The sequence below is a fragment of the Bradyrhizobium sp. SZCCHNS2022 genome (genome assembly GCF_032377575.1).
In the GTDB taxonomy this organism is placed as follows: Bacteria; Pseudomonadota; Alphaproteobacteria; order Rhizobiales; family Xanthobacteraceae; genus Bradyrhizobium; species Bradyrhizobium aeschynomenes.
In genome coordinates this window covers 3,378,846-3,403,633 of sequence record NZ_JAUHHZ010000001.1, presented here as the reverse complement: position 1 = coordinate 3,403,633, position 24,788 = coordinate 3,378,846, and the positions used below count along the sequence as shown (strand labels likewise).

General features: G+C 67.0%; 17 protein-coding genes. 11 read left to right on the top strand and 6 right to left on the bottom strand.

The features are described 5' to 3' along the window. The first annotated feature begins 34 nt into the window (after positions 1-34). The 3 genes from pyk (at position 35) to QXZ94_RS15135 (ending at position 3,505) form a co-directional block, all read left to right on the top strand. Positions 35-1,453, top strand: coding sequence for a pyruvate kinase (gene pyk / locus QXZ94_RS15145; protein WP_315721072.1), 1,419 nt, complete (start codon positions 35-37; stop codon positions 1,451-1,453). Between the two features lie 192 nt (positions 1,454-1,645). Further along, positions 1,646-2,458 (top strand): UDP-2,3-diacylglucosamine diphosphatase, encoded by an 813-nt coding sequence (locus QXZ94_RS15140; protein ID WP_172115044.1) that lies wholly within the window; start codon positions 1,646-1,648, stop codon positions 2,456-2,458. Between the two features lie 57 nt (positions 2,459-2,515). After that, the gene (locus tag QXZ94_RS15135) at positions 2,516-3,505 is read left to right on the top strand and encodes a threonine/serine dehydratase (protein ID WP_315721071.1); all 990 of its coding nucleotides are present in this window, start codon (positions 2,516-2,518) and stop codon (positions 3,503-3,505) included. 13 nt (positions 3,506-3,518) lie between these two features. On the opposite strand, the gene QXZ94_RS15130 is transcribed toward QXZ94_RS15135, so the two are convergent. Together QXZ94_RS15130 and QXZ94_RS15125 are read right to left on the bottom strand one after the other, a co-directional pair. Continuing rightward, positions 3,519-5,240: a caspase family protein gene (locus tag QXZ94_RS15130; RefSeq protein ID WP_315721070.1), complete on the bottom strand. Its 1,722-nt coding sequence runs from the start codon at positions 5,238-5,240 to the stop codon at positions 3,519-3,521. Between the two features lie 172 nt (positions 5,241-5,412). Further along, complete coding sequence (locus QXZ94_RS15125) at positions 5,413-7,023, bottom strand: hypothetical protein (protein ID WP_315721069.1); 1,611 nt, start codon at positions 7,021-7,023, stop codon at positions 5,413-5,415. Positions 7,024-7,098: 75 nt separating this feature from the next. On the opposite strand from QXZ94_RS15125, the gene QXZ94_RS15120 reads away from it, so the two are divergent. Beyond that, positions 7,099-8,298 carry an MFS transporter gene (locus tag QXZ94_RS15120; protein ID WP_315721068.1) on the top strand — a complete coding sequence of 400 codons (1,200 nt, stop codon included), beginning with the start codon at positions 7,099-7,101 and terminating at the stop codon, positions 8,296-8,298. Here the strand turns inward: QXZ94_RS15120 and dgcA are convergent. Continuing rightward, positions 8,268-9,263 carry an N-acetyl-D-Glu racemase DgcA gene (dgcA, locus tag QXZ94_RS15115; RefSeq protein ID WP_315721067.1) on the bottom strand — a complete coding sequence of 332 codons (996 nt, stop codon included), beginning with the start codon at positions 9,261-9,263 and terminating at the stop codon, positions 8,268-8,270. The two genes, QXZ94_RS15120 and dgcA, sit on opposite strands and share 31 nt — an antisense overlap. Positions 9,264-9,421: 158 nt before the next feature. Between dgcA and QXZ94_RS15110 the strand changes: the two genes are divergently transcribed. The 3 genes from QXZ94_RS15110 to QXZ94_RS15100 all read left to right on the top strand — a co-directional run bounded on the left by QXZ94_RS15110 (position 9,422) and on the right by QXZ94_RS15100 (position 12,358). Further along, complete coding sequence (locus QXZ94_RS15110; RefSeq protein WP_315721066.1) at positions 9,422-10,555, top strand: ABC transporter permease; 1,134 nt, start codon at positions 9,422-9,424, stop codon at positions 10,553-10,555. Between the two features lie 6 nt (positions 10,556-10,561). Beyond that, complete coding sequence (locus tag QXZ94_RS15105) at positions 10,562-11,332, top strand: ABC transporter ATP-binding protein (protein WP_172115057.1); 771 nt, start codon at positions 10,562-10,564, stop codon at positions 11,330-11,332. A 153-nt stretch (positions 11,333-11,485) separates the two neighbouring features. Further along, the gene (locus tag QXZ94_RS15100; RefSeq protein WP_315721065.1) at positions 11,486-12,358 is read left to right on the top strand and encodes an MlaD family protein; all 873 of its coding nucleotides are present in this window, start codon (positions 11,486-11,488) and stop codon (positions 12,356-12,358) included. Between the two features lie 357 nt (positions 12,359-12,715). On the opposite strand, the gene QXZ94_RS15095 is transcribed toward QXZ94_RS15100, so the two are convergent. Continuing rightward, positions 12,716-18,466, bottom strand: coding sequence for a methyl-accepting chemotaxis protein (locus QXZ94_RS15095; RefSeq protein WP_315721064.1), 5,751 nt, complete (start codon positions 18,464-18,466; stop codon positions 12,716-12,718). Positions 18,467-18,850: 384 nt separating this feature from the next. Here QXZ94_RS15095 and QXZ94_RS15090 point away from each other — a divergent pair, with 384 nt between their 5' ends. Together QXZ94_RS15090 and QXZ94_RS15085 are read left to right on the top strand one after the other, a co-directional pair. Beyond that, the gene (locus tag QXZ94_RS15090; RefSeq protein WP_315721063.1) at positions 18,851-19,225 is read left to right on the top strand and encodes an Hpt domain-containing protein; all 375 of its coding nucleotides are present in this window, start codon (positions 18,851-18,853) and stop codon (positions 19,223-19,225) included. Positions 19,226-19,308: 83 nt separating this feature from the next. Next, positions 19,309-19,629, top strand: a complete 321-nt coding sequence (locus tag QXZ94_RS15085; RefSeq protein WP_172115065.1) for a 2Fe-2S iron-sulfur cluster-binding protein — start codon at positions 19,309-19,311, stop codon at positions 19,627-19,629. Positions 19,630-19,688: 59 nt separating this feature from the next. Here QXZ94_RS15085 and QXZ94_RS15080 read toward each other — a convergent pair whose 3' ends face one another. Next, complete coding sequence (locus tag QXZ94_RS15080) at positions 19,689-20,153, bottom strand: thioesterase family protein (protein ID WP_315721062.1); 465 nt, start codon at positions 20,151-20,153, stop codon at positions 19,689-19,691. Between the two features lie 176 nt (positions 20,154-20,329). Here QXZ94_RS15080 and QXZ94_RS15075 point away from each other — a divergent pair, with 176 nt between their 5' ends. Beyond that, positions 20,330-21,358, top strand: coding sequence for an NAD(P)/FAD-dependent oxidoreductase (locus QXZ94_RS15075; protein ID WP_315721061.1), 1,029 nt, complete (start codon positions 20,330-20,332; stop codon positions 21,356-21,358). 171 nt (positions 21,359-21,529) lie between these two features. Continuing rightward, the gene (locus tag QXZ94_RS15070; RefSeq protein WP_315721060.1) at positions 21,530-22,138 is read left to right on the top strand and encodes a DUF2147 domain-containing protein; all 609 of its coding nucleotides are present in this window, start codon (positions 21,530-21,532) and stop codon (positions 22,136-22,138) included. Between the two features lie 684 nt (positions 22,139-22,822). On the opposite strand, the gene QXZ94_RS15065 is transcribed toward QXZ94_RS15070, so the two are convergent. Then, complete coding sequence (locus tag QXZ94_RS15065; protein WP_246741556.1) at positions 22,823-24,769, bottom strand: hypothetical protein; 1,947 nt, start codon at positions 24,767-24,769, stop codon at positions 22,823-22,825. Between the last annotated feature and the right edge of the window lie 19 nt (positions 24,770-24,788).

The window sequence follows — 24,788 nt, the reverse complement described above, 5'->3', positions numbered from 1 at the left end:
ACGTGAAACGCGGGCTGGGGAGAAAGGACACATCATGCGTCGTCACCGTCGAGCCAAGATCGTTGCGACCGTCGGCCCCGCCAGCAATTCACCGGAGATGCTGAAGGCGCTGTTCCTCGCCGGTGTCGATACGTTTCGTCTCAATTTCAGCCACGGCACGCAGGCCGATCACGCCAAGGTCCACGCCGCGATCCGCGCGCTGGAGAAGGACGTGCAGCGACCGATCGGCATCCTGATGGATCTGCAGGGGCCGAAGATTCGCGTCGGCACCTTGCGCGACAAGAAGATCCAGGTCGACGCCGGTGAGACGATCCGCTTCGTGTTGAATGGCACCGAGGGCGACAAGGATTCGATTCCGCTGCCGCATCCCGAGATCTTTGCGGCGGTCGCGCCCGGTCACGATCTCCTGATCGATGACGGCCGTGTGCGTGTGCGCGTCACCGGCCTCGGCGACGACTGGATCGAAGCCAAGGTGATCGTGAGCGGCGCAATCTCCAATCACAAGGGCGTCAATCTTCCAGGCACCATTCTCGAACTGTCGCCGCTGACGGCGAAGGATCGCTCCGATCTCGCTTTCGGTCTCGATCTCGGCGTCGACTGGGTGGCGCTGTCCTTCGTGCAGAAGCCGTCCGACGTGATCGAGGCGAGGGGGCTTATCAACGGCCGAGCCGGCATCATGTCGAAGATCGAGAAGCCGGCGGCGCTGGAGCGGATCGACGACATCATCCAGCTGTCGGATGCCATCATGGTCGCGCGCGGCGATCTCGGCGTCGAGATTCCGAACGAGGACGTGCCGGGCAAGCAGAAGGAGCTGGTGCGCGCCTGCCGTCTCGCGGTGAAGCCGGTGATCGTGGCGACGCAGATGCTTGATTCCATGGTGGCGACGCCGACGCCGACGCGCGCCGAGGTCTCGGACGTCGCGACCGCGATCTATGACGGGGCCGATGCGGTGATGCTGTCGGCGGAGTCGGCCAGCGGGCAATATCCGCGCGAGGCGGTGGCGATGATGGACAGCATCATCAAGAGCACCGAGAAGCACAAGATGTACGGCTCGATCATTCAGGCCACCCAGCCCGACGAGGAGCAGACGCCGCCGCATGCGGTGGCGACCGCGGCGGCCGACCTCGCGTCCGCGATCCACGCCAAGGCGATCGTGGCCTACACGTCGAGCGGCACCTCGGCCTCGCGCGTCGCGCGCAAGCGGCCGAGCCTGCCTATCCTGGCGATCACGCCGAACGAGGACACCTCGCGACGGATGTGTTTGCTGTGGGGCGCGCACAGCGTGCTGTCGCAGGACGTGCAGAGCTATGAGGAAATGGTCGAGCGGGCGACGTTCTTCGCGGTCCAGGAGGAGTTCGCCGACAAGGGCGACCTGCTGGTCGTCGTCGCCGGCATTCCGTTCGCCCAGGCCGGCACCACCAACAATCTGCGCGTCGTCGCCGTGCCCAGATAGGAGGCAGCCGAATTCCCTGTCTGCGCCGCCCGCTTGTCGCCTGATTGTCGCACCGCGCTGGTATCGCGGGAACGTGACGAGGACACCGCGAGTCGTGATGCGAATGGTGTCCGTCGCGGTCCGGCAGGATGGGTTCTGCCGGTGCGGCCGCTCGTCATCGCCGTGTCATCAGGGACTGTTAGGTGGGCGCGCATGGGACTCGAGACTGCTGGTGAAGAAAGCCCGACGAAGCGCTTTCGGACGTTGTTCATCTCCGACGTACATCTCGGAGCCCGCGGCTCGCAGGCCAATCTTCTCGTCGATTTCCTGCGCCACCATGATGCCGATACGATCTATCTGGTCGGCGACATCATCGACGGGTGGGCGCTGAAATCGAGCTGGCACTGGCCGCAGTCGCATAACGATCTCGTGCAGAAGATGCTGCGCAAGGCGCGCAAGGGCGCCAAGATCGTCTACGTACCGGGCAACCACGACGAGTTCCTGCGCGGCTATTACGGCACGCATTTCGGCGGCATCGACGTCGTCGAGAACATCGTCCACACCGGCACCGACGGCAAACGCTATCTGGTCATCCACGGCGACATCTTCGATCTGGTGGTGCAGAACGCCCGCTGGCTCGCCCATCTCGGCGACAAGGCGTACGACTTCGCGATCCAGATGAACCGCCTGGTCAACTTCTTCCGCCGGATGTTCGGCGTGCCCTATTGGTCGCTGTCGCAATGGGCCAAGCAGAAGGTCAAGAACGCGGTCAACTACATCGGCGCGTTCGAGACGGCGCTGGCCTCCGAGGCGCGCCGGCATGGCGCTGACGGCGTGATCTGCGGCCACATCCATTGCGCCGTCATCCGCGACCAGGATGGCATCCGCTACATGAATTGCGGCGACTGGGTCGAGAGCTGCACGGCGCTCGTCGAGCACGAGGATGGCCGGTTCGAGATCCTGACCTGGACTGATCCGCAGCGACAACCTGCGCCGGTTCCGCAACTCGCTGCCCGCGCAGCCTGACGCCGGTCGACGCCGGCTCCCTTGCCTCTCGGCAATCGAGCGCGGTAAAATAGGGGTATGACAGCTCATGCCCCGATCCTGCCCGTCACCGTCGCCGACATCGAGGCGGCGGCCCGCGTTCTCGCGCCGGTCGCACTGCGGACGCCGCTCCTGCCGGCCCCCGTGCTCAGCGAGCGCTTGAACGCCAATGTGTTCGTGAAGCCGGAGGTGCTGCAGCGGACCGGCTCATTCAAGTTCCGCGGCGCCTACAACAAGCTGGCGTCGATCCCGCCGGAGGACCGCGGCAAGGGTGTCGTCGCGTTCTCGTCGGGCAATCACGCGCAGGGCGTCGCCCACGCCGCGACGCTGCTGGGCATGGACGCCACCATCGTGATGCCCTCGGACGCGCCGGCCGCCAAGCGCGAGCGGACCAAGGCGTTTGGGGCCGACGTCGTGCTCTACGATCGCGACCGCGAGGACCGCGAGGCGATTGCGCGCGACATCGCCGGCAGGCGGGGTTCGACGGTGGTGCCGCCCTACGACGATCCCTATGTGATCGCGGGGCAGGGCACGGTCGGCCGTGAGATCGCCGAGGATTTCTCGGGCCTCGGCCTGTCGCCGGATGTCGTGATCGTGCCGGCGTCAGGCGGCGGGCTGCTCGCGGGGGTCTCGACGGCGGTCAAGGCGCGCTTTCCGGAGACGCAGATGGTGGTCGCCGAGCCCAAGGGCTTCGACGACCATGCCCGCTCGCTGCGGGCCGGCCACCGCGAGGCCCATGATGCCAAGGGCCGCACCATCTGCGATGCCCTGATGGCTGCGATCCCTGGAGAGATCACCTTCGCCATCAACAGCCGGCTGTTGTCGGCGGCGGTGGAGGCCTCGGATGAAGAGGTGGGCCGCGCGGTCGGCTTCGCCTTCCGGGAGTTGAAGCTCGTCGTCGAGCCGGGCGGATCTGTCGGTCTGGCGGCCCTGCTGGCGGGCCGCCTCGACGTGACCGGCAAGACGGTCGTGATCGTTCTCTCGGGCGGCAATGTGGATGCCGAACTGTTTGCCAGGCTGATTGCCTGACGTTCCCCATCCGTCAGTGAAAGCCGAGGCTGCCCCGACCGGATCCGCCACCGCCGATCCGCGGTCCTGACTGCGCGACATGCGGTGTGCCGGGGCCGCGCATCGGCCCTTGGTCGCGGGCCAGCGATGGACGTGACCCGTTGAAACTCGGCTTGAACGGACCGGAATTGCCGGGGAAGGGACGGCGCACCTCGCGGGTGTCGATCGGACGACCGGGCATCCGCTTGAACGGATCGCGCTGGATCTTGGCAGCCGGCAGCGTGTTCGACGGCGGCACCACCTTGTTGCCGATCTTGTTCTGGCCCAGCGGCCGCGCGTCGAGCACCTTGCCGGGACGGAGATTGTTGATGGGTGCGCCGTTGGTGAGGACCGCCGGCGGCGTCTGGCGCGGCGGCGGGGTGTTGATCGGCTGCATTGGCACTGGTCCAGGACGCCCCTGCATGTGATTGCCGATGTTGAGGGGACGCCCTGCGGGGGCAAGCTGCGGCGGCACCATCAGCCGTGTCGGTTGCAGCACCGGCACGATCCGGGGCTGGACCTGCAGCCGCACCGCGATGGGGGCATAAGGGCTGTCGGAGTAGGATTCGCTGAAGCTCTTATAGGCGGCAGGCGAGTTCGCCAGCACCGTCTGATGCCACGCGGCAGCCTGCACCAGGCCGGCGAGCAAGGCGCGAATGCGCTCGGCGAGCGGATCGCGCGGGTACATCTCGATGAACTCGCGATAATATTGCGGACGGTTTTCCGACAGCACGTAGTCATAGGCCTGCCGCACGGACCGGCTGGGAAGGTCGGCGGCCATCTGGACCACGGGCGCCTTTTCCGGCGGACGCGTCGCGGCGACGAGGGAGTCACCGAAGAAGGTGAAATCGCTGGTGAGCGATGAGCTCTCCCACGGGGTCTGCCGTCCCGCCGTCGTCTGGTTGACCTGCAGGCGGACGCGCTTGAACAACTGCTCGATCGGCAGGTTCGGCTGCCGTGCCAGGTTCAGGAAGGCCTGCGTATAGGGGCTGTGCTCGCCACGGCCATCGAGCGCCTCTTCACCGGGGGATGTCGAATAGCCGACGATGGAGCCGTTCGGCGCATCGACGATGGCGAGGCCGCGTCCGGCGTCATTGACCGCAGGAAACGGATTGTTGCGGCAGGCATCGAGCACCACGATCCGCATCCGGCTCGGAATGGCATCGAGGGTGGCCATCAGATCGACCAGCCGGATCGTGCTGGTCGTGAGGTCCGACGGAGCGGAGATGCGGGCGTCGATCGGGATGAGATAGTTCTCGCCTGCGAGCTGAACACCATGACCGGCGTAATAGACCATCGCCACCGCGTTCGGCCCGTGGGCCGCGACCCGGCTGGAAAAATCCTGCACGACCTTGAGCATCTCGTTCTGCGTCAAATCGGTCGCGGTGATCACCTCGAAGCCGGCCGAGTTCAGCAGCTTCGCGACGGCATGGGCATCATTGTCGGGATTGTCGAGCGGGGGAGCATTCTGATAGCTCGCATTGCCGATCACGAGCGCGACGCGCGGCTCGGGCCCTTGCTGCGAGGGGGCGGCTGCACTGTCTGCTGCGACCGACGCTGGCGCGGCAAGTGCGCGCGGCGGCGTCTGCAGGCCGTCGATCTCACTGCTACCCGCAAAAGCCGAACCCGGGACGGCACAGGCCATCAGGCCCAGTAGCGCTGACGTGAGCAGGGATTTCCAAGCGAAACGGGAAGCGCGAATTATCGGAGCGGACACGGCGTTCTCCTCGAGCATGCGCAAAGAGCGAATGGCTTGAGGATCAGGCTAAGAGGGGCAGGCGGGCGTGTCCGTGACCCGCGTCACCTCTGAATGGTGGTCAGCCAGGGCCCGCTCGTGGGAGCCGGAGGAAAGATGCCGCGACGGGAGTGAATCCCGGATGCAACGAGCCTCAAGAGAAGAAGGCGATCTTCTCGGGCTGTGTCATGCGGCGGATCGGCAACAATGGATCGTTCGCCGGCGCCTGCGGACGCTGCAGAAGGCCGTTCGACAGCAGGGTCGAGCCGAGCGACGGTTCATACGCCGGCTTCGGCATCGCGTAGGCGCTCGTGCTCGGAGCCGGAGCAACTGGAGCAGAGGGCTGCCCGATCGACGCCACCTCGGCCTGCGGCGGCGCTGGCGGCGCTTGAACTGCTACCGCTGCGGCCACGGCGGCCAAGGTTTCCGCCGCAATGGACTCCGGGAGCGGGGCCGGCATCGGCGCGCTGGGCGCGGGAGCCGGCGGCGGAGCGACCACCGGCTCGTTGGTCGGAGCCATCATCGGCGGGACGACGGTCGTCACGATTGGTGGGGCAGCTGGAGCCGCCGTCGTCTCCGTAGTGGGCGTTGTCAGGGTGAGCTGTGGCTCGGAGGGCGGGGGCTCGCTGAAGCTGGCCACGATGTCGTCATCGACCGAGGTCGGCTCCTCGATGTCGAAGCCGAGCGTTCGGGCTCGAGCGAACTCCTCGTCCTCAACCGGATCGGGCGCTCCCATCTCGGCCGCGACCAGCTCGAGGATCGCTTCGTCCTGCGCCTCTGCTGCTGCCGCATCCTCTGCATTCGCCGAAGCCTGTTGCTCGATCTCGACCAGAACCTCGGCAATCGAAGGCTCGGCCAGGATCTCGGTCGGCGCCACCGAAGCCGCAGGCTGAATCACGGCCTCGGTCGCCTCGCTTGCGATCATCGCGGCCGCCACGATCACCGCAGCGGACGGCGTCTCGATCGTCTCGATCGCGGCCACGGCCGCGACGAGCGAGCTGGTCACCGCAGGCGCGGGAACAGCGGCCTCCACGTGCGTTGGCATGATCGGCTCGGGCGCGATGGGCGCGTGCTGCGCGCTCGGACGTTCGTCTCGAGCCTCCGGCCTCACGGGCTCTGCAGCTGCGGCTGATGTGCCTTCCTGCGCGGGCGGGACGACAGTGTCGGCTCTTGCGACAACCTCGGCAGCCGCTGGCGAAGCTGCCGCTTGTCCGTCGTCCAGCTCCTTCAGCCGTGTTCTGATGATCTCGAATGCCGCGAGCAACGCAACCTTGGGGTCCGCGCTCGCGAGCTGGTCACAGGCGGCCTCGATCGAGATCACCTGGGAATCGATCAGGTCGCAGATTCGGGAGTCTGCGCCGATCTCGCGCCAGCGCCAGGAAATCTCCTTGATGATCCGGATGCCCTTGCGCACCGGCGCCAGGTTCTGCTCGAGCGCCATGCTGTCGACCGCAGAGGTCGCGGCCAACGCGGCGTCTTCGACGGTGGCGCGGATCGCGGCCAGGGCTTCGGGCAGCGCGTTGCCGTCGGCCTGATCGAATTCCTGCTGCTGTTGGCGCTGCGACGCCAGCGCATGCTCGATGCGCGCCACCGCGTCGAGCACCATGCTGGTGTCGGCGTTGCGGTTGCGCTTGGCGTATTCGCCGAGGAACCAGCGCCCCCTGGACGTCTCCATGAAGGCGTCGCGGATCGCCTCGTAGTCGGCCTCGTTCGGCTGAGCCGCGCGGGCGGAAATCGGCGAGAGGGCGAAGACTTCATCGACCATGACAAACCCATCGCGCAAATTGCTGCGCGTTGCCATAACGATCACCATGATATTGATCGAATCGCAATTGAATTGATGCCACTGTCCCGACAAATCTCCACCACATCGCCGGTATTGTCGCGTCGATTCGCGGGCCGGCTGGGGCTGTTCTACGGCGCGGTGTTCGCGCTCTCGGGGACGCATCTGCCGTTTTTCCCCGTGTGGCTACGGGCGATCGGACTGGACGCCGCCTGGATCGGGGTCATCATAGCGGTTCCCGCGGTGACGCGGTTTACCGTGCTGCCGCTGATCACGGCCGGCGCCGAGCGCCGTCAAGCGCTTCGTGCCGCGATGCGGCTGGTGACCTTCGCAACCGCGTCCGGATTTGCCGTGATGGCGTTCCAGCACGATGCCTGGCCCGTATTTCTGGTCTATGTGGCCACGTGCTGCCTGTGGACGCCACTGGTCCCGCTCACGGACGCGTACGCGCTGCGCGGCGTCATGAGCTATGGCTTGAACTACGGGCGGCTCCGATTGTGGGGCTCCGCGGCGTTCATCGTCGGCACGCTGCTCTGCGGCGGCCTGGCGGATGTCGTTGCGGCAACCGAGCTGATCTGGATCATCGTGTCGGTCGGGCTGCTCGGGGCCGCGAGCAGCCTGCTGCTCCAGCGGCTGCCTCCGTTGCCGCGCAGCGCCGGCCCGGCGCAGGACGGGCGGCATCTGTTGAGCGATCCCGGTTTTCTCTGCGTCATCATGGCCTCGGCGCTGATCCAGGGCAGCCATGCGGCCTACTACACGTTCTCCGCGATCGAGTGGAAGGCGCAGGGGATTAGCGGGCTGACCATCGCCTGGCTGTGGACGATGGGCGTGCTTGCCGAAATCCTGGTGTTCGCGCTCTCGCCGAGGTTCACGCTGGCGCCGTCGACGCTGGTGGTCATCGGCGCGGTCGCGGCCGTGCTGCGCTGGACGCTCACTGCGACGGAGCCGCACGCTCTTGGGCTCACGGCGGTCCAGATCAGCCATGGCTTCACGTTCGGGCTGACACTGGTCGGGACCATGGGGCTGCTCGTCCGCCAGGTGCCGGCGCATGTGACGGCGCGGGGGCAGGGCTATTATTCAGCTGCCAGCGGCATCGTCGGCTCGGCGGCCTCGGCGCTGTCAGGTCCGATCTACGCGCAATATGGGCCGGGCGTCTATCTCGTCATGGCGGCGATGGCCGGGCTCGGCGGCCTCCTGATGTGGACCGCGCGCAACCGGTTCGCGGGTCATCCCCACAGCGCGGCGTCCGGCGGATAGACCAGGCTATCCTCGTAGTACAGGCCGTGGGTGCAATCCTCTGCCAGCAGCAGCGGACCGTCCAGGTCGACATAGCGCGCGAGCGGCGTCAGCAGCATGGCCGGCGCCATCGACAGCGAGGTCGCGACCATGCAGCCGACCATGATGTCGAAGCCGAGCGCGCGTGCGGCATCCGCCATGGCCAGGGCTTCCGTCAGCCCTCCGGTCTTGTCGAGCTTGATGTTGACGGCGTCGTAGCGGCCGCGCAGCGCTTCCAGCGAGCTGCGGTCGTGAACGCTCTCGTCGGCGCACACGGCGAGCGGGCGCGCGATGTTTGCGAGAGCCTCGTCCTTTTCCGCCGGCAGCGGCTGCTCGACTAGGGTGACACCCGCGGCGGCGCATGCCGCGAGATTGCTTTCCAGATTGGCGTCGGTCCAGGACTCGTTGGCGTCGACGATGAGTTGCGACTGCGGTGCCGCCGCGCGCACCGCGGAGATCCGTGCCGGATCGCCTTCGCCACCCAGCTTGATCTTGAGCAGAGGCCGGTGCGCCGCCTTGGCCGCGGCCTTCGCCATCACGTCGGGCGTGCCGAGCGAGATCGTGTAGGCCGTGACGCAAGGCTCCGGCGCCCGGCGCCCGAGCAGATCCCAAATCCGTCGGCCATTCCGCTTGGCCTCGAGGTCGAGCAGCGCGCAGTCGAGGGCATTGCGCGCGGCGCCCGGCGGCATCGCCGTCTGCAGGGCCTCGCGATCGAGGCCGGAGGCGATCGCATCGCGCATCGCGAGCAGGGCGCTCAGCGTGGCGTCGGGTGTTTCGCCATAGCGGGGATAAGGGACGCATTCGCCGCGGCCAACGATCGCTCCGTCTCGCAGCTCCGCGATCACGGTGACGGCTTCGGTCTTGGCGCCGCGGCTGATCGTGAAGCTGCCGGCGATGGGCCAGTGGCCGATCTGGGCGTCCAGTATTGGAAAACCGGTGGAAGTCATTTGAAAGTCTGGCGATTTGTGAACCGGAATGGGGCGCTGGGGACTTGCGCGACGGGAGCGACTATGGCTGTTGATGGGGGTCTCCGGCAAGGTGGTGGCGACGCGGTGGGATTTCTCTCGTCAAGGAGCGGGCGTCCGAGGCTCCGAGGATGGTCGTCGTGAACGGCCGCCCCGATCTGCAGCGAAGCGGCGACGGCAACGCGCTGCTGCTGCGCGCGACCGGCGCATGGACCGCGCCCTTTGCGCCGTCGCTCGAGCGGCTCGTCGCGGATGCCGAGAAGCTCGCCGGCAAGAAGGTCGACGTCTCGATCGACGTCTCGCAGGTGGTCAAGCTCGATACGTTCGGGGCCTGGCTGATCGAGCGGCTGCGCCGCAGCTTCACGACCGGAACCGCGGAGCCCAGGATCGACGGCCTGTCCGCCAACTACGCCAGCCTTGTCGATGAGGTGCGCCGGGTCAGCATCGCCTCCGAGGGTGATGCAACCGCGCTGACCGTCACCAGCATGCTCAGCCAGATCGGCCGCAGCGTTGCCGGCATCTTCGGCACGGTGGCGGCGCTGATCGACATGCTCGGGGCCGTGATCGTCGCCAGCGGCCGGGTGCTCATCCATCCCCGCAGCTTCCGCCTGACCTCGACCATCCATCATCTGGAGCAGGTGTGCTGGCGCGCGGTGCCGATCATCGTGCTGATCACCTTCCTGATCGGCTGCATCATCGCCCAGCAGGGCATCTTCCATTTCCGCAGGTTCGGCGCCGACATTTTCGTCGTCGACATGCTCGGCGTGCTGGTGCTGCGCGAGATCGGCGTGCTGCTGGTGGCGATCATGATCGCCGGCCGCTCGGGCAGCGCCTACACGGCCGAGCTCGGCTCGATGAAGATGCGTGAGGAGATCGACGCGCTGCGTACCATGGGCTTCGATCCGATCGAGGTCCTGATCCTGCCGCGGATGCTGGCGCTGGTGATCGCGTTGCCGATCCTGTCCTTCCTCGGCGATATCGCTGCGCTCTATGGCGGCGGGCTGGTGGCCTGGTTCTATGGCGGCGTCGATCCCGAAGCCTTCCTGCTGCGCCTGCGCGATGCGATCTCGATCGATCATTTCACCGTCGGCCTGCTCAAGGCCCCGGTGATGGCGGCGGTGATCGGAATCGTTGCCTGCGTCGAGGGCCTCGCCGTGCAGGGCAGCGCCGAGTCGCTCGGGCGCCACACGACGTCGTCGGTCGTGAAGGGGATCTTCTTCGTCATCGTCATGGATGGCGTGTTTGCGATCTTCTTCGCAGCAGTCGGGATGTGAGTCGAGATGATGCAGGCCGTCTCTGATCCGATCATCCGCGTCCGCGACGTCACCGTGCAGTTCGGCAAGACACGCGTGCTCGACGGTCTCGATCTCGACGTCAAGCGCGGCGAGATCCTCGGCTTCGTCGGTCCATCCGGTGCGGGCAAATCGGTGCTGACCCGCACCATCATCGGCCTCGTGCCGAAATTGTCGGGCAACATCGAGGTGTTCGGCGTCGACCTCGACGCCGCCGATCGTGCCGGTCGCCGGGCCGTCGAGCGGCGCTGGGGCGTGCTGTTCCAGCAGGGCGCGCTGTTCTCCTCGCTCACGGTGCGGCAGAACATCCAGTTTCCGGTGCGGGAATATCTCAAGGTCTCGCAGCGGCTGCTCGACGAGATCATGGTCGCCAAGCTGGTGATGGTCGGATTGCGGCCCGATGTTGCCGATCGTTTCCCGAGCGAGCTGTCCGGCGGCATGATCAAGCGCGTCGCGTTGGCGCGGGCTCTCGCGCTCGATCCGGAACTGGTGTTTCTGGATGAGCCGACCTCGGGGCTCGATCCGATCGGTGCCGGCGATTTCGACGAGCTGGTGCGCACTCTGCAGCGCACTTTGGGACTGACGGTTTTCATGGTAACCCATGATCTCGACAGCCTCTACACGGCCTGCGACCGCATCGCCGTGCTCGGCAACGGCAAGATCATTGCCGCGGGATCGATGGCCGACATGCAGGCCTCGGAGCATCCGTGGCTCAGGCAGTATTTCCACGGCAAGCGTGCCCGCGCCGTGATGGGGTAGCGCGATGTGCCCCAGGGACGATTTTTTGTGAGCGGGAGTGGAGACTCCCGCGACTAAGCTGATGAGGTGGGTGCCGCGGTCCGGCGCCAACCGAGAGCGCACGGGAGCGGGGGCTGGGATCTTCGCGGCCACGTGCCGGTACCGGAGTTGGTAATGGAAACGCGGGCGAATTACGTCCTGATCGGATCGTTCACGTTGGCGGTGATCGCCGCGGCGGTCGGATTCGTCCTCTGGTTCCAGAGCCTGCACACCACCAAGCAGCGCAGCCCGCTCAGGGTCGTGTTCGAGGGCCCGGCCGCGGGGCTGCGCAATGGCGGCAGCGTCAATTTCAACGGTATCCGGGTCGGCGAGGTCATCTCGGTCAAGCTCGACAACCCGCGCCGTGTCGTGGCGCTGGCGATGGTCGAGAACAATGCGCCGATCCGCAAGGACACCCTGGTCGGCCTCGAGTTCCAGGGCCTCACCGGCGTCGCCGCGATCGCGCTGAAGGGCGGCGAGGAGGCCGCGCCGCCGCCGCCGCTCGACGAGGACGGCGTTCCGCTGCTGCGCGCCGATCCGACCCGGCTGCAGGATGTGACCGAGGCGATCCGCGCCACCCTGCAGAACATCAACAAGGTGGTCGCCGACAACCAGGACGCCGTGAAGAACTCGATCAAGAACCTCGAGGTCTTCACCCAGTCGCTGGCCCGCAACTCCGAGCGCATCGATGGCGTCATGTCCCGCGTCGACGGCATCATGGGCAAGGCGGACACCTTGATGCTCGGTCTCAATTCGCTGGCCGGCGGCAAGGACGGCGGCGAGCTGTTCCTGACGGTGAAGTCGATCCGCGAGCTTGCCGAGGATTTCGACAAGCGCTCCGGCGCGCTGATGGCCGATGGACGGCGGACGCTGTCCGACATCAGCCGCGCCGTGAACAATTTCGACCGCAATCCGACCCGGGTCCTGTTCGGGGCCAGCAACTCCAGCCCGAGCAACGCCCAGGCCTCGCAGCCCGCGGCCGCACCGCCCGCGCCTGGGCGGCGGTGAGGCTCTGGCGAATAGCGAATTGGGAGTAGCGAATAGGGGCGCTTGAACCCGGCGGCCGCAGTGTGCCGATGGCTGCTCGTCTCCTGGCTCGACACCGCTTAGTCCTGTCGGATGCCGGGCGATGTACGCGTCGCTGGCAAGGTCGAGCGCAGGATGCGGTGGCGATCTCCAAGCGGCAGGGGCCGGGCGTGCGGGTGCCGGGCCGACATGGGCAAAGCCGAACAAGGCTTCATTGGATCGACAAAAGCGAAACGGAGGCCTCGCGGCCTCCGTTCGTCTGAGTTGCTCTCGACTTGTCGGTGGGGGGCTCGTCGCCATCGGTTATTCGCCACCCCCCATTCGCTACTCGCTCTCCCCTCACGCCAGCCGGCCGGCGGCGTGGGCGAGCAGGGTGTAGACCAGGCCGGTCTCCGAGGTCAGCTGCGTGCGCAGCGCCTGCGGGTTGCGGTCGTCGCGGGCGACCTCGTCGAGCAGCCGCTCGAACTCGGTGATGTAGCGGTCGACCGTCTGCTTGAAGGTGCGGTCGGCGCGGTACTTGCGGGCGACCTCGTCGAACGCCTTCTGGCCGGCCGGCGTATAGAGACGCTTCGAGAACGCCTTGGTCTCGCCGCGCTGATAGCGGTCCCACATCTCGGCCGCGAGGTTGCGGTCCATCAGCCGGGCGATGTCGAGCGACAGCGATTCCAGCGGATTGCCGGGCTGCTGCGCCGCTCCGCGGCCACGCGGAGCCGGAGCCTGGGGCTGCCCGGCGGTGCTGTTGTCGGCGCGGTTGAGCAGGTCGGACAGCCAGTTGTCGCTGCGCTGATCGGCGACCGGGCCCATCGGCGGTGCCTCGACCCTGCGCGGCTGCGGCGGGGGCGGGGCTGGCGGCTGCATCCCGAGATCCGGCGGCGGGAGATTGGTGACGCTGGTCGCCGCAGGCTCGCGCAGGCGCATGTCGGTCCGGCCGCCGACGGCGGCCACCACCGGCTCCTCCTGACGCATGACGGCAGCAGGCGGCGCGACTGCGGCGGGACGCGCCGTGCTGACCACGTCGAGACCCCGACCATGATGTGCGACGATCCGGTTGAGCTCGGCCAGGGCCTCGATCTGGTCGACGATGACCTTGCGCATCTGCGCCGTGCTCTCGGCCGCCTCCTGCGGCATCTCCAGCACGCCGCGGCGCAGCTCGTTGCGCGTCGCCTCGAGCTCGCGATGCATTTCGGCGGTCATCTGCTTCATGCTCGACACCAGCGTCGCGAACCTCTCGGCCGACTGCTTGAACATCGCATCGGCTTCCTGCGTGCTCTGCTGGTAGATCTCCTGCATCTGCGACGTCGTGAGGCGGCGTTCCTCCTCCGCATTGGCGCGGATGGCCTCGAACTGGCGGCTGAGCGCGGTCGAGCCGGCGCCGGCCGTTTCCGCCACGACCCGGGCGATGTCGCGGGCCCGCTCCTCGGCGGCCGCGAGCGACTCGTCGAGCAGGGTGGTGAAGCGGGTCAGGCGCTGGTCGAGATCGGCGGTGCGAAGATCGATGGTGGTGACCAGCGATTCCAGCGTCGTCTTGCGATCCGAGATCGAGACCGTCGCATCGCGGTTGCTCTGCTCGACGATGGCGGCAGCCTCGATCAGGGCCTTGCCGTGGGCATCGAACTGGCTCGACAGCGATCCGAGATCCTCGAGCGCACGGGACGTCTTGGCGTTGAAGACGTTGAGCTGATCTTCGAGGGTCTGCGTCGCCGTGCCATTGCGCGACGTCACGTCGTTCATCGCGGTGACGAAATCGGCCACGCGGGCGACCAGCGCACGCTCCAGCGAGTTGAGATTGTCGTGGGCGCCGGTCAGCACCTCCTGCAGCAGGATGTTGCCCTCGCGCAGACGCTCGAACAGAGCGACGGTGTCGGTGCGCAGGATCTTGCTGGTCTCCTGCATCTCGGTGACGGCCGCCACCGAGACCTGGCGCGACTGCTCGATCGCGGCGCGCGAGGCCTGCTCGAGATCCTTCAGCGACTTGGTGATCGCCGTGGTCGCGAGCTCGCCGGCCGAGGTGATGGTGCGGGCGACCTCGGAGCCGTTGCCGTTCACGGTCTGGGCGAACGCCTGGCCGCGCATCTCGATCTGCTTCAGCGCATCGGTGGTGACGCGATCGATCTCGATCGTGAGCTGGTTGGTCTTCGAGTTGAGCGTCTCGACCAGCGTGCCGCGCTTGCCGTCGAGGATCTGCGACAGCCGCTCGCTCTGCTGCTGCACATAGGTGACGATCTCGTCGGTCTTGCCGGTCATGGCCGAGCCGAACGAGTTGCCGGCGGCGAGCACCGAGCGCTCGATCTCGGTCGAGGTCGACTTCACCCGCGTCGAGACCTCGTTGGAGGCCGCGACCAGCGCGCTCTGGGCATTGAGGGCGCTGCTCTGGATCGCGTCCGTCGTGTTGGCGGCGACCGTGTTGATCGAACGTTCGATCTCGGTCGAAATCGCCTTGAGCTGGCCGGCCGTGTCGGTGGAGGTCGCCGTGAGCACGCTCTGCGCTTCGCGGGCGCCGCTGACGATCACCGCGACGGTCTCGGTCGTGGTCGTGGTCAGCACCGCCTGGGCCTCGCGTGCGCTGCCGATCAGGGCCGCAGCGGTGTCCGCCGAGGTCGAGGTCAGCGACATCTGCGCCTGGCGTGCGCTGTTGAGGATCGAGGTCGCTGTGTCGGCGCCGACCGACGACAGCGTCCGCTCGACGTCCACGGCGAGCGACTTGACGTGCTCCGCCGCCTCGGTCGAGCTCGAGATCAGCTTGGACTGGACCTCACGGGCGCTGTCGATGATGACGGTGGCCGTGGTGGTGCCGACCGCGGCGAGCGTCCGCTCGACGTCGATCGCCAGCGACTTGACGTGGTCGGCGGCTTCGGTCGAGGCGCTCACCAGCTTGGACTGCACATCCCGCGCGCTGTCGACGATGGTCGCCGCGGTGCTGGTGCCGACGGCAGCGAGCGTGCGCTCGACATCGGCGGCCAGCGATTTGACGTGATTGGCCGCTTCCGAGGACGCGCTGATCAGCGTGCTCTGCGCCTCGCGCGCGCCGCCGGTGATCGACTCGGCGGTGGTCGTTCCCGCGATCGAGAGCGAGCGCTGGACGTCGACGGTGAGCACCTTGACCTGCTCGGCGGCCTCGTGGGAGGCGGCGAGCAGGGCGCTCTGGGCCTCGCGGGCACCGGCCGTGATCGTCTCCGCGGTCTCGGTGCCGGCGCTGGTCAGCGCACGCTGCACATCCGCCGCGAGCGATTTCACGTGCTCGGCTGCGTTGGAGGAGGCCGAGACCAGCGTGTTCTGGACCTCGCGGGCACCGGCCAGGATCGAGGCTGCCGTGGCCGAGCCTGCGGCTGTCAGCGCCTGCTCGACATCGGTGGCGAGCGACTTCACGTGGATTGCGGCGTCGGAGGAGGCCGAGACCAGCGTGTTCTGGACCTCGCGGGCGCCGGCGAGGATCGAGGCCGCGGTGGTCGAGCCCGCCGCCGTGAGCGTGCGCTCGACATCGGCCGACAGCGACTTGATCTGCTCGGCGGTTTCGCCGGAGGCCGTGACCAGAGTCGCCTGGGCCTCGCGTGCGCTGGTCAGGATGGAATTGGCGGCGTTGCTGCCAGCGCCCGTGAGGGCGCGCTCGACCTCGGCGGACGTATTCTTCAACTGCGAGCCGACGTCCGTCGACACGTTGAGCAGCGCCTCCTGCGCCGTGCGGGCGCCGGTCTGGATGGTCTCGCTGGTGTTGACCACGAGGTTGGTCAGCGCGCGCTCGGCATCCTCGACATGTGACTTGATGCTGGCGGACAGCAGCTCGGCGCGGGTCATCAGCTCGTCGCTGGCCTGGCGGCCGCTGCTCTCGATACGGCCGGCCACGGCCTCGACGCGCGAGCCGAGGAGGTCCTCGAACTGCGACACGCGATGGTCGATCTCGGTGGCGATCGAGCCGACGCGGGTCTCGATGCCCTGATGGATGTCCTGGAAGCGGGCGGTGACGGCCTCGGTCAGCTCGAAGCTGCGGCCGTCGATGATGTTCGACAGGCTGACGATGCGCTGGTCGATCGCCTCCAGCGCCTTGTCGGTGCCGTCGGTGAGCGAGGAGGTCAGGATGTTGAGGCGGGAATCGATCGACTGGATCGCCTGGGCCGAGCCATCGGTCAGCGAGGAGGTCAGCACGGTCAGCCGCGAGTCGATGGCGTGCAGCACCTGCGCCGCACCGTCGGTCAGCGAGTTCGACAGCGTTCCGAGCCGGCCCTCGATGGTCGAAGTGACCGAGGTCGCCCGGTTGTCGAAATTCTCCTCGAGCGTCTTCAGACGGCCCCCGACGGTGTCGTCGAAGGTCTTGATCTTGGAATCGAGCGTGGAGTCGAAGTCGGTGATACGAGCCTGCAGATTGGTCTCGAACAGGCCCAGCCGCTGGTCCAGCGTCGCCGTGATCTCACCGCTGTTGGACGACAGACGGGTGTCGAAGCTGTCGACATAGGTCTTGAGATTGTCGGAGATCTCCTGGGTCCGCTGGCCCATGCGCTCGACGATCTCGCCGCCATAGGTCTTCACGGTGCGATCGAACTCGGTGATGTGCCGGGTGATCAGCGCGCCCAGAGTCGAGCTGTCGCGGGCAAAACGTTCGGCGAGTTCGGTGCCCTGGTTCTTCACCAGCTCGTCGAAGGCGCTGATCTGCATCGACAGCGTGTCGTGCGTGCTCTCGGTCTGGCTGACGACTTTGGCGACCAGCGAGGTGACGGTCGCGTCGAGCGACTCGCTCGCCTTCTCGCCCGACGTGACGATGTGGCCCGACAGGCGCTGGCTCGCCTCGTCGATCTTGGTGACGAGGTCGCCGCTGCGCAGCTCGAGCTCCAGCAGCAGGGAGTCGCCGGAAGCCTTGAGCGAATCGTGGACTTGCTCGGTGCGGACCGAGATGCCGTCGACGATCGCAGCCGTGCGCTGCTCGAACTCGTTGGTGATCCGGTCGATCCGCTCATTGAGCATCTCGTGAACACGGTCGGACAGATCGGCGAACTCGTCGTGGACGTGGCCGGTCTTGAAATTGAGGCTGGTCGTCAGCCGCTCGGAGGCGTCGAGCACGGCGCGGGTGGTCTCGGCGCTCGCTTCTTCGAGACGGTCCAGGAGATCGCCGCCACGCTCGCCGAGCGCGAGGATCATGTTGTCGCCGGCATTGCTGAGCGCCGCCGTGATGTGGGCGCCGCGCTCCTCGAGCGCGCCGGTGATGCTCTTGGCGACCTCATCCACGCGCGAGGCGATCGCATCCGAGATCAGCGCGATGTCGTGGCGCAGGTCGATCTGCACGCCGGAGATGGCGCTGCGGACCTGCTCGGCCTGGCCGACCAGGTTGTCGCGCTGATGAGCGATGTCCTGGAGGAGGGCGCGGATGCGCACCTCGTTGTCGCTGTAGGCGCGTTCGAGCGCGGCCACCTCGTTGGCGACCAGCATCTCGAGCTCGCCGGCGCGTGCGATCGCGCGCTCGACGCCGTCGCCCATCGCCGCAACCTCGCGGCGGATGGCCTGGCCGACGGTCACGATGGAATCGCTGACGGCGCCCTCCGGCTCGGAGAAGCGGATCGCGACCTGCGCCATCGACTGCGCGATCATGCGCAGCTCCTGGCCGCGCCATGCGAGACTCGCCAGGAAATAGAACAGCAGGACGGGGGCGAAGAACACCGCGGCGAGGCCGGCGAGCACCAGCACGCCGCCGCTCTGGCCGATCACGGCCTGCAACGACGGCAGGAAGCCGATCGTGAGCAGGGCACAGCCGACGATCCAGATGCCTGCAAACACGGTTGCCAGCGTATAGACGCCGCGCGACGGGCGGCCCTTCTGGATCGCCTGCAGCAGCTGGCCGATGGTCTCGCGGTCGTCATTGGCCGGACGGCGAGCGGCAAGCGGCGGCGGCTCGATCTCGTCGAGGCTGCGGTTGTCGACGCCCGGACGGGAGTCGAACGAATCGAAAGCGGATCCGCCGGTCGGCATGACCGGCGGCGCCCCGTCAGCGTGGACCGGGCCCTGCGAGTCCTGGGGCGCGGACGTATCGCTGATGTTCAAAGCCTCCTGAATGGCGGACAGCGCAACTTCAGTCGGGTCTTTGACCTTTTTGGGGGTGTTCGCCATGTTGAGTCCGAGCCCTCGTCTTAATTTCGTTCCGGCAAGCCGCGTACGAGTACCCCCTCGCCGCGCTCGAACCGGACGTCATCCCTCGCAGGCACCAGGGGTGGCAAATTCCGCCAGGTGACCCACTCCATCCGGGGATCATCCTATTGGCTGTGCCTGTTGAAAGAAATGGCCGTGGTTAAGAGATTCTTAATCATCGTTAACAGCAGCCGCCGTTAACACTTTAGAAGGTCTGCGAATTCCGGTTTCGGCCGTGATTGGGGCGGAGCCGGGTCGAAATCGCGGCAAACCCGCGGCAATTGGGACGGTAACAATGCATTAACCATTGTCGTGCTTGGGTTACCACAGGGGCGCGATGCGCGCCCGCCGGACCGGATGACTGCCATGATTCCCGACCTGTCACGGATCGAATGGATGCCCTCGCCCCCGCTGGTTCCCGACGACGGGCCGATCAGCCTCGACCTTCTCCGGCGCATGACCCTGGGCGACACCGAGCTCGAGCGTGAAGTGCTCGCGATGTTCTCGACCCAGGCCGTCCGCCTGCTGGAGCGGCTGCAGGTGCTGCCCGAGGATGCCGCCTCGGTCGCCCACACCCTGAAGGGCTCCGCCCGGGCCATCGGCGCGCTCGACGTCGCCGACGCGGCCGAAGGCCTCGAAGCGGCACTGCGGGCGGGCGATCCGGCCGATGCGCTGGCTTGGCTCGGCACGGCCGTGGCGCAGGCCCGCGCGGCCATTTCCGACATGCTCGGCGCGGCCTGACGGGCCGTCCGCGGCACTAGCGCGGAGCGGAGCGGTCCGTTATAGGACAGCCCGACCTCATTCCCTGCGCAGCACGAGCACACATGGCCAAGATCACCTTTGTCGACCATACCGGCGAATCCCGAACCGTTGACATCGAGAACGGCGCGACCGTCATGGAAGCGGCGATCCGCAACGCCATTCCGGGCATCGAGGCCGAATGTGGCGGCGCCTGTGCCTGCGCGACCTGCCATGTCTATGTCGACGAAGCCTGGCGCGAGAAGGTCGGCCCGCCGACCCCGATGGAAGAGGACATGCTCGATTTCGGCTACGACGTGCGGCCGAATTCCAGGCTCTCCTGCCAGATCAAGGTCTCCGACGAGCTCGATGGTCTCGTCGTCGCGACGCCCGAGCGTCAGGCCTGATCGTCGGGTCGTCGCGCGCATCTTCTGCTGACATCTCCTTTGAAATTTCGCCGCGCGGTCTACGCCGCCGGCGTGAGGGTGGCGCCATGGCGAGCCCAGGGCCGTAGCGCCGCGACGACCTGCTCGGTCAGCGGCGCCGGCTTGCGCGTCACCTCGTCGATCAGCACCATCACGGCGGTGGCCGAGGCCACGCAGCGCCCGTCCGAGAACACGACCTGCTCGCAGGTCACCGACGTGCGCCCCAGCTTCACCACTCCCAGTCCCAGCTCGATTGTGCCCGGCCAGCGCAGCTCGGCGCGGAAATGCATGTCGAGCCGCACCATGATCCAGGCAAGCCCCTGCTGGGTCAGGCCATGGCGCGGGTCCTTCATCAAGGTCACCCGGCCGGTCTCGAAATACGTCGCATAGACCGCGTTGTTGACGTGCTGGTTGGGATCGAGGTCGCCGAAGCGGACATTATCCGCGAGGCGATAGGGGAAGTCCTCGAGCCGTGGCGCATGGTCGTGGCGGGCCGTCTCTGTCACCGATTGATCTCCATCATTCATGCTCCCTTCAAACCTCGCTACACCGGCCGCCGCAAGCCGCGGGCGCGCGCGAGGGGTGGCTTTTGTGCCTTCCCTGCGACCGCCCTGTTGGCTACAAATTCGGAACCGCCACCTGCCGCCATCCTCCGAGCGGCGTCTCCAACGAGAAGAGCGACATGAGCGAAGCGATCAAGACCGATGTGCTGATCATTGGCGCGGGCCCCTGCGGACTGTTTGCCGTGTTTGAACTGGGGCTGCTCGACATCAAGGCGCATCTGATCGACATCCTCGACAAGGTCGGTGGCCAGTGCGCCGAGCTGTATCCGGAGAAGCCGATCTACGACATTCCCGGCGTGCCGATGGTGACGGGGCAGGGCCTCACCGATCAGCTGATGGAGCAGATCAAGCCGTTCAGCCCGACCTTCCATCTCGGCGAGATGGTCACGAGCGTCGAGAAGATCGGCGATCCCGGTTTCCGCGTCACCACCGATGCCGGCAAGGTGTTCGAGTGCAAGGTCGTGGTGATCGCCGCTGGCGGCGGCTCGTTCCAGCCGAAGCGTCCGCCGGTGCCGGGCATCGAGGCCTACGAAGGCACCTCGGTCTTTTATGCCGTGCGCAAGATGGAGCAGTTCCGCGACAAGCATGTCGTCATCGTCGGCGGCGGTGACTCCGCGCTCGACTGGACGCTCAACCTGCATCCGATCGCCAAGCGCATCACGCTCATTCATCGCCGCGACGACTTCCGCGCCGCGCCCCACAGCGTCGAGCAGATGCGCGCCCTGGTCGCCGGCGGCAAGATGGATCTGCGCATCGGCCAGGTGACCGCGCTCGAAGGCGCCAATGGTCAGCTGTCGGCGGCGACCATCAAGGGCAACGACAATGCCGTCGAGACCATCCCGTGCGAGATGATGCTGCCGTTCTTCGGCCTGACGATGAAGCTCGGCCCCGTCGCCGAGTGGGGCCTCGCGCTCGAGCACAATCTCATTCCCGTCGAGACCTCGGCGTTCGAGACCTCCGTGCCCGGCATCTTCGCGATCGGCGACATCAATACCTATCCCGGCAAGATCAAGCTGATCCTGTGCGGCTTCCACGAGGGCGCGCTGATGGCGCAGAAGGCGCACCGCTACGTGTATCCGGAGAAGCGGCTGGTGTTCCAGTACACGACGTCGTCGTCGAGCCTGCAGAAGAAGCTCGGCGTCAACTAATTCGTTCGCGGCATGGAACCCGGCACCATCACACCAACTCAAATGTGAAGAAATGTTTCCTGCGCGTGCCGGTTTCACCGGCGCGCCAGACCTGTTATGGGCTGGAAGGAGCTGCGAAACGGCCGTACTGTGCGGCCATTCATTTTGTGACTTGGTCAAGGTGAGATGATGATGCGCAATGCGTTTCCCCGACTTCGGCTGGTGCCTGGCGTGACGACGCTCGCGGTCGGCGCGCTCGTCGTCGCCGGTGCGCTGCTGACGCGGCCGGCGCTGGCGGCAGAGCCGACCGCGGCCGGGCTGTGGCAGAAGGTCGAGGACGGCAGGCCGGTCGGCTGGTTTCTCTTCATCGACCACGACGGCGTGTTCGAGGGCGTGATCGCCAAGACGTTTCCGCGTCCGGGCGACAATCCGAACGAGGTCTGCGCCAAGTGCACCGACGACCGCAAGAATGCGCCGGTGCTCGGTATCTCCTTCGTGCGTGACATGAAGCGCGAAGGCTTGAAATACGAAGGCGGCAACGTGCTCAATCCGCGCGACGGTAATATCTGGAAGGCCAACATGAAGGTCAGCCCGGACGGCCAGTCGCTGACCTTGCGCGGCTATCTCGGCTTCTCGCTGCTCGGCAAGGACGAGACCTGGACGCGCCTGCCGGACACCAACATGGCGCAGATCGATCCCGCGATCCTCGCGAAGTATCTCCCGGCCCAGGCGACGACGGCGACCGCGCCAGGATCGAAGCAGGCCCCCCCGATGATGAAGAAGCCGGCGCCGGCGAAGTAGTTGGCGGCTGGCCTGCATGTCATTTCTGCTCGCGATGGACATGCTGTCGCGCTCTCGCGGCGCATGGCGCCCGAGTTGCGAAGGCTGAACTCGGCCCTCCGAAGTGAGAGGGCGCAGGGAATGCCGGGTGAGGGCCTCACCCATGGCCCGCCTGCTGAAGAAAATGCAGGCGGCAGGTACCACAGGTGCAGCCGGATCAACCCGGCATTCCCTGCGCGATGGCTTGACGGCTTATACGTACTCTCCCCGGGGACCGGGCTGTCTTGCCCCCGTCACGGGCGGATCATCGCCACCCGCTTGGCACCAGCGTCGGGGTGCCAGGACCATACGACTTCACCGTGCGCCACCGCTCGTTCGTCGGCATGATCGGGATCACGCTGCGACCAATGGCGCCCACCGCATCCCGCACTCCACGCTCGTGACGACCGCGAACCGTCCCTCTCATGAGCACGGGATGCGCCAAGAGAGCATGATTTCTGGAAAAGGGAAATGAAATTCTTTCGTCCGGCGGGACTGGACAAGGGTGATCTGTCTGAGACCGCACGCGAATTTAATCTCCCGGCGCAGCCCGTCGCATCCTGATCAGGATGCGCGAGGCTCTGTTAGTTCGATCCGCGGTGGCGACATCACGCCCGACGGGCGACTCGCTGACATCGGCGACGAGATGCCGGTCCGACCGGCACGCTACTGCCTGACCACGCCTGCCGGGGGCAGCGGCTGGATGGTGACGTTGGCTTCGACCGCATCGAGGTTGAGCACTTGTGCGGCGGCCGGAAACGCCGCGTCGGCCATCGCCGCGTGGCCTTCGGCGGTCGGGTGCACGGCGCCGCCATAGACCGCGGACAGCACGCCCCAGCTCGCATCGTGGATGTCGGCAGGCTGCATCGCCGCCGGCAGCCCTTGCGGATAGGTCATGGCCGAGAAGTAGCTGTCATTGGCGTCGCGGATCCAGCGGGCGCGCGGCAGATAGGGCCGATACTCGCTGGCGCCGCGGCCGCACAGCAGCGGCTCGTTGGCGGCGCTGACGATGTTCGAGTCGAAGCTCTCGCCATTGGCGGAGAAGCATTCGCGGTCGAACGGCGGATCCTGCGGCGAGCGGGCGCAGAAGCCATGATCGGCGAACGCGGCCTGATGCGCATCGACGAATGTCATCCGGTCGGCACGCGGGTCGCGGCAGAGGATGCCGGCGGTGCACTGCGCGAGCCCGCGCAATGTCGGCAGGAATTCGTTCTCGACGAAGCCGGCCACGTTGGCGAGACGCTGCGGATTGGCGTTGAAGGAGGGATGGACCTCGAAGCCGGCCGGACCGCCGCGGCAGGGCGTGCCCGGGCCGCTCAGCGCCGGGTTGCCATAGGAGGTGTAGACGACGTGCGAGAGGTCGCCGACCAGCGGCTTGAGCGCCTCGCGCAGCTTGGCAAAACCCTGCGGCAGGTCGCGCGCCAGCTCGCTGCGCGATTCCTCGACCGAGCCGATCACGCCGGAGCGCTTGAACAGCGTGCGCTCGGTCGGCGTATCGACGATGACGTCGGCGACGAGACCGGAGAAGTTGATGTCGTTGGCGCCGATCGACAGCAGCACCAGATCGAGCTTGCGGTCCGGCTGGCGGCGCTTGGCCGCGGTCAACGCATCGCGCAGCTCGCCGAGCTGGCCGTTGACGCCGCCGGCGCAGGTCGCCACCGAGCGGCCGGGAAGGCATTCGCGCGCGCGCTGGCTGCCGAACAGGCCGTCGGCGATGGTGGCGCCGGTGCAGGCGAGCGGCAGATAGGTGACGGCGACGTGCGGGTAGCGCACCGCGAGCGCCAGGGCGGTGCGGGTCTGGTAGCTGTATAGCGAGCGGTGGCAGGCGGCATTGAACCAGACCGCGCTGTGCTTCTGCCAGTTCTGCAGCGTGTCCGGCGCCTCGCAGGCGCGGCCACCCTTGAAGCCGGCGCGGCTCGGCCGATAATATTGCGCGGACGGACCGCCGAGATAGGAGCGGAAGCAGAAGCCTTCGTCGGCCAGCGCGATCGGACGGTCCGGATTGCCCTCGCCGGAGGCGATGCTGTCGCCGAGCCCGGCGATGAAGACGTCGCGCACCTGGATCCCGGTCGAGACCTGCCGCGTGCCTTCCGGGCTGGTGACGTCGACGGATGCGACGGTCTGCCGGCCATAGCGGACGCGCAGATTGACCGGCTCGGCGCAGTCGAAGGTCGAGGTCTGCGGCCCATCGCCGTCGTCGAACGACCACGCGCAGGTGGCGCCGACGGGCACCGGGCCGGTCAGGCGGACCGTGACCGGATGGTCGATCGGCGTCAGATAGCTTTCCTTGACGTTGTCACGTGTGCACGGCTCGTTGACGCGGCCTGCGAGGTCGATGCACAGCCGGTTGACGACGTTGCGCGCCCAGCCGCGGCCGTCGCTCTGGATGCTCAGTCCCTGCTCGGCGGACAGGATGGAGCGGTCGCGCGTGCTCTCGACGTGGAGCAGGAAGTCGCGCTCCTCGCGGAACAGGCGGAAGCGGTTGCGGACCTCCCAGCTGATCTGCAGCGGTGCTGCGTCCAGCTGAGCGGCAGCCTCGGTCGCGGCGAGAGGCGCGAGCAGGCCGCCCAGGACGCAGGCGGCGAGCATCGGACGAGAGAGAAATCGGGTCATACGCCAGGATTCACGTGAG